The organism is Lewinella sp. W8, from assembly GCF_004375085.3.
GTDB lineage: Bacteria > Bacteroidota > Bacteroidia > Chitinophagales > Saprospiraceae > Neolewinella.
Genome location: NZ_SNAQ03000017.1, coordinates 90504 through 102542 on the forward strand (window position 1 = coordinate 90504; position 12039 = coordinate 102542).

12 protein-coding genes are annotated in these 12039 nt (G+C 55.6%); 7 read left to right on the forward strand and 5 right to left on the reverse strand.

The window, feature by feature from the left end; all coding sequences use genetic code 11:
* Nucleotides 1-407: 407 nt before the first annotated feature.
* The 3 genes from E1J53_RS17895 to ggt all read right to left on the reverse strand — a co-directional run bounded on the left by E1J53_RS17895 (nt 408) and on the right by ggt (nt 4018).
* Entirely contained in the window at nt 408-785 is a 378-nt protein-coding gene (locus E1J53_RS17895; protein WP_134273733.1) for a hypothetical protein, read from the reverse strand.
* 168 nt (nt 786-953) lie between these two features.
* Complete coding sequence (locus E1J53_RS17900) at nt 954-2210, reverse strand: glycosyltransferase (protein WP_134273731.1); 1257 nt, start codon at nt 2208-2210, stop codon at nt 954-956.
* 119 nt (nt 2211-2329) lie between these two features.
* Nucleotides 2330-4018 (reverse strand): gamma-glutamyltransferase, encoded by a 1689-nt coding sequence (ggt, locus tag E1J53_RS17905; RefSeq protein ID WP_134273729.1) that lies wholly within the window; start codon nt 4016-4018, stop codon nt 2330-2332.
* 179 nt (nt 4019-4197) lie between these two features.
* On the opposite strand from ggt, the gene E1J53_RS17910 reads away from it, so the two are divergent.
* The 4 genes from E1J53_RS17910 (at nt 4198) to E1J53_RS17925 (ending at nt 7390) form a co-directional block, all read left to right on the forward strand.
* Nucleotides 4198-4644 (forward strand): hypothetical protein, encoded by a 447-nt coding sequence (locus E1J53_RS17910; protein ID WP_134273727.1) that lies wholly within the window; start codon nt 4198-4200, stop codon nt 4642-4644.
* Nucleotides 4645-4662: 18 nt separating this feature from the next.
* Nucleotides 4663-5253 carry an RdgB/HAM1 family non-canonical purine NTP pyrophosphatase gene (rdgB, locus tag E1J53_RS17915; protein WP_134273725.1) on the forward strand — a complete coding sequence of 197 codons (591 nt, stop codon included), beginning with the start codon at nt 4663-4665 and terminating at the stop codon, nt 5251-5253.
* Complete coding sequence (locus tag E1J53_RS17920) at nt 5253-6080, forward strand: hypothetical protein (protein ID WP_134273723.1); 828 nt, start codon at nt 5253-5255, stop codon at nt 6078-6080. The genes rdgB and E1J53_RS17920 overlap by 1 nt, the downstream gene beginning before the upstream one ends.
* An 83-nt stretch (nt 6081-6163) precedes the next feature.
* Nucleotides 6164-7390: a metallophosphoesterase gene (locus tag E1J53_RS17925; RefSeq protein WP_134273721.1), complete on the forward strand. Its 1227-nt coding sequence runs from the start codon at nt 6164-6166 to the stop codon at nt 7388-7390.
* Nucleotides 7391-7425: 35 nt separating this feature from the next.
* On the opposite strand, the gene E1J53_RS17930 is transcribed toward E1J53_RS17925, so the two are convergent.
* On the reverse strand, nt 7426-7971 hold the full coding sequence (locus tag E1J53_RS17930; protein WP_134273719.1) for a TraR/DksA C4-type zinc finger protein: 546 nt from the start codon (nt 7969-7971) through the stop codon (nt 7426-7428).
* A 468-nt stretch (nt 7972-8439) separates the two neighbouring features.
* Here E1J53_RS17930 and E1J53_RS17935 point away from each other — a divergent pair, with 468 nt between their 5' ends.
* Nucleotides 8440-8787, forward strand: a complete 348-nt coding sequence (locus E1J53_RS17935; protein ID WP_134273717.1) for a 4Fe-4S dicluster domain-containing protein — start codon at nt 8440-8442, stop codon at nt 8785-8787.
* A gap of 117 nt (nt 8788-8904) precedes the next feature.
* Here the strand turns inward: E1J53_RS17935 and E1J53_RS17940 are convergent, their stop codons facing one another.
* Nucleotides 8905-9606 (reverse strand): hypothetical protein, encoded by a 702-nt coding sequence (locus E1J53_RS17940; RefSeq protein ID WP_134273715.1) that lies wholly within the window; start codon nt 9604-9606, stop codon nt 8905-8907.
* A 110-nt stretch (nt 9607-9716) separates the two neighbouring features.
* Here E1J53_RS17940 and E1J53_RS17945 point away from each other — a divergent pair, with 110 nt between their 5' ends.
* Nucleotides 9717-11495: a hypothetical protein gene (locus tag E1J53_RS17945; RefSeq protein ID WP_134273713.1), complete on the forward strand. Its 1779-nt coding sequence runs from the start codon at nt 9717-9719 to the stop codon at nt 11493-11495.
* A gap of 155 nt (nt 11496-11650) precedes the next feature.
* Nucleotides 11651-12034: a four helix bundle protein gene (locus tag E1J53_RS17950; protein ID WP_134273711.1), complete on the forward strand. Its 384-nt coding sequence runs from the start codon at nt 11651-11653 to the stop codon at nt 12032-12034.
* The last annotated feature ends 5 nt before the right edge of the window (nt 12035-12039 follow it).

The following is a 12039-nucleotide window of genomic DNA, read 5'->3' on the forward strand; positions in this document are numbered from 1 at the left end:
GACCGATAGTAACCATGCTTCCCCGTTAGTTTACGTATTATAAGTAGAGAGGTAAAAGTATACTCTTTTCCGCGACACCTCGGAGCAGCTCGTTGCACTCGACGGCTCCGAGGAGCGCTCTAGTGGCAGGTAATGTAGCCGGTCCTCCGAACTGTCTTCACATGGCCGCAGGCCTGGTGTGCTGCTCATAGGTCTCGGCCTAGCCTGCCTCAAGCGAACTGATAAAATTAAGAGTATTAACTTTTAAACTTCTACTTAATTACAAAGGTCATTATTCTTATCTCTTGTTCCAAATTTTATTTTGTCGCCTTAAGGAATAATACTTTTCGCAGACAAAAAGCGATGCCAGGATAGCCACCTGACACCGCCCAAAACTGCCTTAGCATCTAAAATAATCGCTCTTCTGACTACTGTTTTCTTTGCATGACAATCTGATCACTCCGACGAGCGTCGCAGGGGTCTTCAATCAACTTTGCCGTCATGGTGTTTCCGGATACGGCCAGCCGGTACTTACCGGTCATTCCGTGGCAGGGACTCTCCTTACTCGAATCGGTCATGCTGACCACTCCGTCGGAAACGGAATAAGTTGATCTTACTTCAATGGTCCCATCACTGCCAAAATCTACGGTCATGGTCCCATCGGCGTTCATGGTCACCGTATTGGTGACTTTGGTCCCGTCCGGGGCTACTCCCGCCATATTCCAGGAGCCGAGGTAGTCCTGGGCGGTGAGGAAAAAAGGAGCTGAGAAAAAAAGAAATAGTAGGGTAAGCTTAAGGTTTTGCATCTTCTGAGGGTGGATTTGGTTTATAGAAATTTACGGCAACGCTGGCCATCCACCACAAAACCTCCAGAAAATCAGGTATTTACCCCTACCAATAAGGGCAATCACCCCGATTATTCGGCCCTTAGTCACCCAAAACACTCCTAATGAGCCGTTCACCACTTCCCTCCATTATAACAGAGCTTCCCGCTGAAAGCCCTCCTCCTTCATTTGCCGCCCGAGCAGTTGGGCGTTTGCTCTGAAGGTGGAATCCCCCAACAATAGTCCTAGCAGAGCGGTCAGGTTTTCCTCCGTCAGCCGCTTGATGGGTGGCCCTAATGGCCCCACCCCCAGATCAGCGCACCGCTGGTTCCAGAAAAACTGATCGATGATGTGCGGCACTACCAGGGAAGCGCAACCGTGCTTGATGGTGGTGTGGGTCGTCCCGCTCCCTCCGTGGTGCACCACTCCAAATACCCGGGGGAAGATCCAGTCATAGGGAATGTCGTCTACCCACAGTGTGTTCGGTGGTGGATCATCCGGCCGGACCAACCCTCCGGCAGCGACGTTCAGGATGGCGGGGACGCCCAATTTCTGAAGTGCCGCAATGATTACCTCGGTGGTCCTGACGGGGTCCGCGTTGACCATGCTACCAAAAGTAACGAACAAAATCGGCTCCTCCCGGTGGTTTTCCAGGAATTCCAGCAGTGCGTCTGAAGGCGTCCATTGGCCCGTCTTGGGACGTTCCAGGTAGCCCACGACTTTTGCCTGCGGTGGCCAGTAATCTGGCTGGGAAAACAAAACCTCCGAAACCAGGTAGAGCACCCGTTCCTCCTGTTTCATGTGTTGAAGAATTGCTGAGCGGGATAAGGTCAGCGCAGGATAATTAGCCCGGAACGGTTTGAGCATCCGGGCGCCCATCAGTGCCGTCATGCCGTTGGAAAACCCGTAGGTCCAGCGATTAAATCGCTGTCCCCAGCTTTGGGGAAACGCGATGTGAGGGTACTGCCGGACCGGATGCAGCCAGTTGGGAATCGGACTCAACACTGCGGCCCGTCCGGGATGCAACATCCCCCAAAGCCGGCCAAAAAGGCACTTCGGGTGATAAAATATGTGATCCGGCTGAAAGGCATTGATGGCTTCCTCCTGCTGTATCAGCAGCGTCTTTTGTAGTTGCATGGAATGCCGCGCCAGGGAAAACAGCTGCCCGATGCGGCGAAGCTTTCCTCCCCGCTGCCCCATGATCCCCCGGCCCGCGGAAGTTTCCAGGAGTTCGAGAAATTTTTCGCTCAGCGAAAAAAACTGGAGGCCTACTTCTTCGGCAAGCCCCCGGAATTGCTCCGGCATCACGATCCCCACCTCATGACCTTCGCCGAGCAAAAGATCGCCGACGGCCAGGAAAGGTTCCATGTCCCCGCGGGTACCGATGGAAAGAAGGAGGATTTTCATCCCCGGAAGGTAAAACAATTAGGGAACTACCCATCAACGGACCAGGCACTAACCTCACCACACTTTTACCGTCTGGATCAACCAAAGCGTCAGATTGCTGGAATCCACACGGGCTTTCGTCAGTACCCGGCAGCCTGTCCGTCCTTCCTGCTCTCCGAAGCACCGTGGAATACTCCGTTCGTTGCGTCCCACATAATGGCCTGGTAGCCTCCATAACTTCCGCGGGTGAACCCCACCGAGTGTCCACGGTCCATGAGTCCCCTGACGGTCTCGTAGGGGATTCCGGATTCTACGCGAACCTGACCGCGGGCCGGGCCCGCGCCCATGGGGGAAGAACCGCCACGATGATCCCAGCGTGGGGCGTCACCGGCCTCCTGAAGGTTCATGCCAAAATCAATCAGGTTCATCACGATCTGGGTATGTCCCTGCGGTTGGAAATCGCCGCCCATAACGCCAAAGCTCACCCAGGGTTTGCCGTCCTTACTGATGAAGGCGGGGATGATGGTGTGGAAGGGTCGCTTACCCGGCTCGTAGGTATTGGCCTGCCCGGGGGTCAGGCTGAAGAGTTCGCCCCGATCCTGCAACATAAAGCCCAGGCCGGGGGGGACCATTCCGGACCCCATTCCCCGGTAGTTACTCTGAATGAAGGACACCATATTACCTTCCTTATCGGCCGTGGTGAGGTAAATCGTTTCCCCGGCGCTGATTTCTCCGGCGGTGTATACGGAAGCCCGCTCCCCGATCAGGTCCCGACGCTCATCGGCGTAGGCCTCGGAGATCAACTGATCCACGGGCACGTTGGCAAAATCCATGTCGGCGTAGTACTTCGCCCGGTCTTCAAAGGCCAGCTTTTTGGCTTCGGTAAACAGGTGCAGATGCTCGGCGCTGCCAAACGGAATATCGCTAAAATCGTAGCCCTCCAGGATGGTGAGCATCTGTAGGGCTGCGATTCCCTGTCCGTTCGGAGGAAGCTCCCACACGTCGTAGCCACGGTAATTGACCGATACGGGCTCCACCCATTCGGATTTATGTGCCGCCAGGTCTTCTACGGCGAGGAAGCCGCCCTGAGACTGAATGAAATCGGCAATGGTCCTGGCAATATCTCCGCGGTAGTAGGCATCGCGGCCACCGGCCGCAATCTTACGGTAAGTGTTGGCCAGGAAAGGGTTCCGGTAAATTTCTCCTTCCTTGGGCAAGACGCCGCCGTTCTGTCCCAGGTAGGTTGCTTCCACGTTCGGGAACCCCCGTTGCATGAAACTGGGTACCGAACGCTGCATGTACCAGGCAATCAGTTCGGTAAGGGGAAAACCCCGTTCTGCGTACTCGATGGCCGGGGCCAGCAGCTCGGGCATCGGCCGGGAGCCGAATCGTTCGTGGAGGCTAAACCAACCGTCCACCGCTCCAGGTACACTAACCGGCAGCGGTCCCAGGGCCGGTATTTTCTCCATTCCCTGCTCCTGGAAATACTCCAGGGTCAGGGCACGGGGAGACCGGCCGCTGGCGTTGAGGCCATAGACCTGCTGGGTCTTTGCGTCCCAGACGATGGCAAACAGATCACCACCGATACCGCATCCGGTGGGTTCCATCAACCCGAGGGCGGCGTTGGCCGCGATGGCCGCATCGATGGCATTACCGCCGTTCTTCAGTACATCAAGACCAATCTGGGTGGCCAGTGGGTGACTCGTAGCCACCATTCCGTTGGTCGCAAGGACTTCGGAGCGGGTGGCAAAAGTTTCGCCGGTGATCCGGTCCTGCGCGAAAAGCGTTACGGACAGGCAGCAAAAAAGCAGGAGTGCGTTGATTCTCATGGTGGGCATTTTAAGAGCCAGGTTGGAATTTAATGATCGACCGCCAATTCGCCGAAACCCAAACAAGCTCGCACGTTCAAACAAGCTCTTAAACCTTCAGGAAGAGAAAGGTTCAGGAAATGGGGCAGCGGGCGGTTAGCGGGCTTCTCCCTGCTGGCAAAAATCTGTACCTTGCTTCCGTGAATAGCTTCCTCAACTTTCAACTCATTGGGCAGCCTGACCGGGACCCGCATACGGCAACGCTAATACCAGACCCCGCTAAAGATACGCTGATTGTTTACCGGGGCGAGCTTCCCTTCCTGCAGCGTATCCTGGCCGCGGCGGGTTACGATAATCCCGCCGAACAACTACATCTGCTGTCCTGGCCCGACCCCGAGCAATCCCTCGACCTGGCGGACCTGACCCGCCACCTTTTGGTGAGTAAAGTTATTTTGTTTGGCCAAAACCTCCCCGCACTTGGCCTTCACTTTCAATTGACCGACTACTTCCCCGCCGAGATTGCCGGAAAAAGGTTCCTGAAGGCTCCCGCCCTAACCGAAATAAAGTCGGCCAAAGAAGCGGGAAATAACGTCCCCGCCGGATCGCTTTGGAAAGCCATTCAAAATGGTTTCCTTCGTGAGCCATAAGACCATAATCCAGGAATCATGTCCGCGCTAGTTTTCGCCACCAATAACCCCCACAAAATCGCCGAGGTCAAAGAAATGCTGGGAGAGCACTACGACTTTCTCAGTCTGGCCGACATTGGATGCGAGGAAGACATCCCCGAAACTTCTCCTACGCTGGCGGGCAACGCCCAGCAGAAGGCCCGGTACGTGCGGGAGAAGTACGGCTACGATTGCTTCAGCGAGGATACGGGACTGGAGGTAGACGCTCTGGACGGGGCTCCCGGCGTCATCACGGCCCGTTACGCTGGTCCGACCCGCAGTGCTGCGGCCAACAACGAGAAAGTACTCAAGGAACTCGGAGACCGGCGGGATCGTTCCGCCCGCTTCCGGACCTTCATCTGCCTGATCCTGGAGGGGGAGGAACACCTCTTTGAGGGCAGGTGCGAAGGCCGGATTACCGATGCTCCCCGCGGAGAAGGGGGCTTTGGTTATGACCCCATTTTCCTGCCCGAAGAGGGTGACGGTCGGGTCTTTGCCGAAATGTCCGGTGCCGAAAAGCACGCCATCAGCCACCGGGGGCGCGCGCTGAATAAGCTCACCGACTTCCTTACCGAGAAAGCAGCCAGCTGATGCGCAGCGTGATTCCCTTTGTCCTGCTGGTATGTGCGCTGTATGCCGGGTGGATTTATTGGCAACGGTATACTGACGTACCGCTTCAGGAACGCTTACTGCGATTTACCGATCAGGAAGTTCGTTCGCTGACCGTGGCTCCCTGGCGGCAGCAATCCTTCACCCTTGATTTAACCGAAGCCGGCGTATGGGTGATTACGCGGGAGGCACTTCAGTTTCCCGCCCCGCCACGTAAGGTGAACCAGCTGATTGAGCAACTGACTTCGATGAGGACGGACTCGGTCGTAAGAGCAGATTTTCCCGAGGAGAACATCCATCGTCTGACCCTGAGCAACGGGACGGAGGAAGAGGATCTCCGGCTGTACTTTTCTCCGGAGGGAGATGCCTGGGCTTCGGTGGGCATTGCCCGTGACGTATTTGCCCTGCACCCGCGCGCCGTCGCCCCCATTCGCCGGGCCCTCCATTTCAACCATTACCGCGATCGCCGGCTGCTGAACGAGCGAACGACCCTGGCCGATAGCGTTTACCTCCGATTTACTGATTCGCTCCGGCAAGTTCAGTTCGGTCTTCAGCTCGGACCGGAAGATGAACGTTCTTTTCTGGACAGCCTCCTGGAGCCCCGGGGCTCCGTCTTTGCGGACAATTTTGACGAGGTCACCCAGCGGAGCAAGCAATTTGCCGTGCTGGACCTTACCCTTCCTAACGGGCAGCAGAAACGACTCTCCATTTATCGGGATACTTTGTGGGATAAGCCCTTCATCCTGGTCAGTCCGGATTTTCCCCGTCGGTATCTGGCGATCGACAGCCTGCCGTTCAGGTACGATTAACGACGATTGGTCGATATCCGGGTCAGGCAGACATCCATTCGCTCGTTGGTGCGTTACTGGGGTGTTCAATCGCTTGAAGCTTTATGGTACGTCTGTTCATTTTCCTGGGAATTCTCCTGTGTATTGACCTCTACGCCTTTCAGGCGGTACGGAGCTGGGGCTCCCCGTATTCCCCCGGCACGCGCCGCATCATCAATGGCGTATACTGGGGGGTGAGTGTAGTGGCTTACGCTCTCCTGGCCCTGAGTATTCTCGACGTCACGGAGGGTTGGTCCAAAGGGGCGCAGACTTTCCTGCGGGTCTTCCTCTTCCTGAACTGGCTCAGCAAGCTGCCGATCGTACTTATTCTGGGCATCGATGATTTACGGCGTCTGGTGACGGCCATCATGAACTGGGTCAGCCCGGTCACAGAGCGGGACCTTAGCCGCTCCCGCTTCATGTCTACCCTGGCCCTGATCGCCGGCGGCGTGCCGCTGACGACCCTGACCTACGGCATCGTACGCAACGCCTACCGCTACCGCCGCTTCGCCATGGACGTCCCCGTGGAGGGTCTGCCAGCGGCGCTGGACGGACTGAAGGTGGTACAAATCAGCGACATGCACTCCGGCTCCTGGACCCAAAAAGAGCCCCTCAAGGAAGCCGTAAAGATGATCAATGCGGAGCAGCCCGACATCGTCTGCTTTACCGGCGACATCGTGAATAATGAGGCCACGGAAATGCTGCCCTACATCGACATTTTCAAAGCGGTAAAGGGTAAATACGGGGTGTACAGCATCCTGGGTAATCACGACTATGCGGATTACGTGCAGTGGCCGAGTGAAGCGGCCAAACAGGAAAACATGGAATTGCTCTACGACGTCCACCGACAGTTGGGCTGGGACTTACTGCGCGACGAGAACCGCACCCTGGAGGTCAACGGGCACCGCGTCGGGGTGATCGGCGTGGAAAACTGGAGTGCAGCCATGCGCTTCCCGAAGAAGGGCGATCTGGACAAGGCCTACCGTGGATCGGAAGATTGCGACTGCAAGATATTACTGAGCCACGACCCCACGCACTGGGACGCCCAGGTACGTCCGAACTATCCGGATATTGACCTGACCCTCAGCGGGCATACCCACGGGTTTCAGTTTGGGGTGGAAATCCCCGGTTTCCGCTGGAGTCCGGCCCAGTACATTTACAAACAATGGGCCGGCCTGTACAAGCAGGGGCGCCAACACCTCTACGTTAATCGTGGGCTTGGTTTCCTGGGCTATCCCGGCCGGGTAGGTATTCTCCCGGAGATAACGGTATTGACGCTGAAAACAGCTTAGTAACTGGTTGCTAGTTGCTGCTTGCTAGTTGCTGCTTAGATCAGATCGTCTTCGTCTTCTTCGATTTTGCGGGGCTTTCTGCCGGGCTTTTTCCGCTTCTTCTCCACTTTTCGGGGTGGTGGTGGCGGCTTCTTGATCTTGGAAATGATTTTGTTTGGTCCTTCCCGACGTTCGAGCGCGCGCCGAGCAATATCCTGGGCGGTAAGGTCCAGTTGTCCGCTGGCCTGCAGACGCATACCTTCCACGCTTTTGGTGGTGGTGGGCACCGCCAGCAAGCGTTGTTTATCGATCAACTCACCCGTCACGGTACAGACACCGTAGACCTTATTCTTGATGCGGAGCATGGCGTTTTGCAGGGCCTGGACCGCATCCCGTTTTCGCAAAACCTGTTCGTTAAGGAGTTCCATTTGGCTGACGGAACTACTGTCTTCGCCCATGTCGGCCCCGAAACCCTCGGACATGGTTTCGCTCAATTCACTCACCCGGCTCCGAAGAGATTGCAACTCTTCTTTCGCCAGCGCATACTGCTGCTTAATTAATTCCGCAAATTCTTGCAGCTCTTCATCACTATATCTTTCCATGGGAAATAATCAATAAGTATCCTGTACAGCCGTTCTCGGCGAAGGGCCTTGGTTAATCTTTAATCACTGGGTATACCCCTAATGTTAGGTTTTTTTTTGGTCTACGCAAATTATCTACCCCAATAGAGTGGTATGAATCCACGCCAGCGGTATCGGTTGGAGGAACTTCACTGACCAAATAAAATGCTTTTTCCTTTCGCCACCGGGTGGCTTTGGGCGCGCAAAAGTCGTAAAAGATCATGAAATCGGCAGTTAACCCGAATGGAGTGACGATTGGCGCCGCCGGGAAATAACCGTTTTTCGTGCAAAAAGTTATTTGGAGTCATCATAAATTAAGGGTGGACGGGGAGGATCACGCCTCCACGGCGTAATTTTGCCCCCCTGAATGAAACCTCGACTACTCCTTAGTGTATTATTTACACGCTAGTTTTTTCCAGAAGTAGCGCTAAAGACCAAAAAATCCTCCCCATGGCGATTATGATCACCGACGATTGCATTAACTGCGGAGCCTGCGAGCCGGAATGCCCCAACACGGCAATCTACGAAGGCGGTGTAGAGTGGAAAATGGAAGACGGGACGACCATTAGTGCCCCGTACACCATCGAAACCGGTGAAACCATCGCAGCGGATGCGGACCAGGAACCGGTAAGCGATGAGTTCTACTACATCGTCCCCGATAAATGCACCGAATGCGTTGGCTTTCACGAAGAGCCGCAGTGTGCGGCAGTATGCCCCGTGGATTGTTGCGTTCCCGACCCCGAACGCGAAGAAAGTGAGGAGACGTTAGCCGCCCGCCAGGCGACACTGCACGCCTAAGGCACGTGCCTGACGCGACAATAATCAAAGCTTAGCTGGGTTACGTGAACTGTTCTCCCAAGGCATCATCCTGGGGGAGATAATATTTTTTTGGCGCAAAGCGCAGGTGCCGAACATCTACAGGAAGAGCCGTCGAACCGTTATCCGGAGGCCGGCCTGGTAATAGTTTCGGTTCGTCTGGTCGAAGGAGGCATTCAGGTTTCCCTGCAGGAAAAACTGAAAGGCCGCCTGCATCTTCAGGGCCCAGGTTTCGGATAGTTTCCGGTCGAATCCCACTCCCGTATTGATCGAAAAGGTAACCGGGCGATATTCCCGGCTCGGGTCGTCCGGCAGTAATTCCATGCTTTCCACCTCTCCGTCAAAAAAGGTCGTTCGTTCCGTCTTGGTCTTCATGTGAACGTGACTGGCGGCCCCCAAGAGGAAATTTACCCGATCTTTTTCCTTGATGTCGTGGTAAAAGTTAAGTTCGAAGGGAAGGGAAACGTAACGGGCCTGGGTCACGTCGGTAAAGGTGCGTCCGGAATTGATGCCACCGATGTTGTCGGGTAGCGTTTCGTAGCCGGTTTCGAGGTACCGCAGTCCGGTCGTAAAACCTATGCGGTCGACCCGGCTTTCAAACACCAGGCCAAACCCGTAGCCCCAGCGACCCATTTCGAGGCTGTCCTGCCGCTCCAGTTCCGTGAAGGTAACTCCTCCCCCTCCGGAAATCCGTCGACCGCCCCAGTGGGGAGAAAGCTCGATGCCGAAACTCTTTTCGATGGTTTGTCCCAGCAGCAAAATGGGCAGAAAAACGAAGAGGAGGGAAAGAATATGTTTCATTTAGCACGGTCCGTTTGGGGAAGAAAAAGGGTCCGATAGTGCGGTTATTCTAACTGTTGTCCGGGCTCATTTATTACCCGTTGCGCGAGGTCGGCTGTACCTTAGCGTCCATGATCCCGAGAATTTTCCTGGCCTGCTGCATTTTTTTCTTTTGGGCCGGTTTATCCGGACAGGGAAGCCCGCTGCCCGTGGACAGCGACGGGTACGAATTCATCCGCCGGCTGAGGATTCGCTACGGCTTTTCGGATATATCCCGTCCGGCCACGGACCCCGGCCTACGCCCGGTCAACCGGGCGAGTTTGCTACAACTCGCCAAAACGTACGACGAGCACTACGGGGCTGAGATGAGCGCCGTTGATCGCTACCGCCTCCGGGCTTTTTACCGGACCAACAATGAATGGCTCTCTCTGCCCATCCTCCCCCCGAGTGGCGACGCCGACCGGGCCGCCTTCTGGTTAGGCGATGATTTTGCCGTAGCGAGTTCCCGGGACAGTAGCTACGAAACCCAGACGCCCCTACTGGGCTTCCTCTACCCTACTCCGGCTCACCTGATTGAGGTCAACGAACCCGACTTTTACTTGCGGGTCAATCCGGTCCTGGACCTCCGCTACGGGAAGCAACAGAACGACCGGGAAGACTATTTCTTCAACCGCCGCGGAATCCGCCTGCGGGCCGGCATCGATGACCGACTGTTCCTGCACTTCGAATTACTGGAGACCCAGACTGGCCTGCCGAACTACGTCCGGCAATTCCGCAACCGGTTCGAGGCACTTCCGGGTGCCGGATTCATCAAGCGATACTCGCTTGATCTGGCCAACGTTGCCGACGGCACCGACTTCCTCAACGGCCAGGGCTACCTCTCGGCCGACCTGACCAAACACGTCGGGGCGCGCATCGGGTACGGCAGTCACTTCATCGGAGACGGGGAGCGCTCCCTCCTTCTGAGCGATTTCAGCAACAACTATCCCTTTCTCGAACTCAACTGGCGCATCTGGAAATTTCACTATCGGAACCTGTTCGCCGAGCTGACCGCCGGCCCCGCCATGCTCACCCCCACGGGCGTACCGCTGCCCAAGAAATACCTCGCCGCCCACTACCTTTCCATTCACCTCGGGGAGCGTTTGACCCTGGGCCTCTTTGAGGCGGTAGTCCTCAGTCGGCAGAACGGTTTTGACCTGGCCTACCTCAACCCCATCATTTTTTACCGCACCATTGAACAGAGCGTGGGCAGCCCCGACAACGCCCTCATCGGTGCCACCGCCCGGTATCACCTGCCCACACTCCGCACCGAGTTTTACGGCCAATTCATGCTGGACGAATTCAAGTTTGACGAATTATTCGTGCAGCGGCGGGGTTGGTGGGCCAATAAGTGGGCCTACCAGATTGGTTTCCGACACGTCGATGCGCTGGGAATTGACCAACTCGACCTCGTGGCCGAAAGAAATACCGCCCGCCCCTTCATCTATACCCACCGGGCCACGAGCAGCTACACGCACTTTGCCATGCCCCTCGCCCACCCCCTCGGCGCTAATTTTTCGGAGAATCTCCTGGGCGTTGACTACCGTCCCTTACCCCGGCTGCACCTCCGGGGGAGGCTCTACTTCATCGAGCAGGGAGAAGGCACCGAAGACAACATCATTGGCGAAAACCTCAACGCCCCCAACGTAGATCGCGCCATGGACTTCGGCAACGAAATTGGTCAGGGCATCAATTACTCGACCCGCCTACTGATGCTCCGCGCGGGCTACGAACTCTACCCCAATCTGTGGCTGGAAGGGGAAATCATCAACCGGAATAAAGATGCAGAACTCGATATCCGTGACCTGGAAACTACCGTGATCAACCTCGGTGTGCGGTGGAATATTGGTCGGCGGGACTGGGCGTTCTGAGGGTTAGGCTTGAGGTCTTAGGCTTGAGGATTTAGGTTTTAGGTTTTAGGCTTAAGGATTTAGGAGCATCAGAAGCGTATTTAAACGTATAAAAACGCAAGTAAACGTTTAATTGACTTCTCATTTCCGGGGGTAGCACTAGCATTGCTTCAAAAGTGGAAGCCAAATACTTTAGGCGATGGATTGCCTACCAAAAAGCATTCTCCCTTGCCAATGCAATATACCAGATAACGAAATCTTTTCCCGCGGAGGAGCAATTTGGACTTACCAATCAGGTTAGGCGCTCCTCCAGGTCCGTTTGTAGCAATCTGGCCGAAGCCTTTGGAAAACGGCGCTATGAGAAGCACTTCATCGCCAAAATAACCGATGCCTACAGTGAAAATGCGGAGACCCAGGCATGGCTGGATTTCGCCCAATCTCAGGGCCACCTGCCAGGTGATCGATACGAGGAACTGATCTTACTAGCCGAGGAGGTTGCCAAACTGCTCCATTATATGGAATTCAACGCCAAGAAGTTCACCCACAACACCTCCAGATAATTCTC

Excerpts from the sequence above, each read along its gene's own strand:
- E1J53_RS17920 (WP_134273723.1), top strand. The coding sequence starts at position 5,253 with ATGCGCAGCGTGATTCCCTTTGTCCTGCTGGTATGTGCGCTGTATGCC.
- E1J53_RS17900 (WP_134273731.1), bottom strand. The coding sequence starts at position 2,210 with ATGAAAATCCTCCTTCTTTCCATCGGTACCCGCGGGGACATGGAACCT.
- rdgB (WP_134273725.1), top strand. The coding sequence starts at position 4,663 with ATGTCCGCGCTAGTTTTCGCCACCAATAACCCCCACAAAATCGCCGAG.
- ggt (WP_134273729.1), bottom strand. The coding sequence starts at position 4,018 with ATGAGAATCAACGCACTCCTGCTTTTTTGCTGCCTGTCCGTAACGCTT.
- E1J53_RS17895 (WP_134273733.1), bottom strand. The coding sequence starts at position 785 with ATGCAAAACCTTAAGCTTACCCTACTATTTCTTTTTTTCTCAGCTCCT.
- E1J53_RS17925 (WP_134273721.1), top strand. The coding sequence starts at position 6,164 with ATGGTACGTCTGTTCATTTTCCTGGGAATTCTCCTGTGTATTGACCTC.
- E1J53_RS17940 (WP_134273715.1), bottom strand. The coding sequence starts at position 9,606 with ATGAAACATATTCTTTCCCTCCTCTTCGTTTTTCTGCCCATTTTGCTG.
- E1J53_RS17945 (WP_134273713.1), top strand. The coding sequence starts at position 9,717 with ATGATCCCGAGAATTTTCCTGGCCTGCTGCATTTTTTTCTTTTGGGCC.
- E1J53_RS17935 (WP_134273717.1), top strand. The coding sequence starts at position 8,440 with ATGGCGATTATGATCACCGACGATTGCATTAACTGCGGAGCCTGCGAG.
- E1J53_RS17930 (WP_134273719.1), bottom strand. The coding sequence starts at position 7,971 with ATGGAAAGATATAGTGATGAAGAGCTGCAAGAATTTGCGGAATTAATT.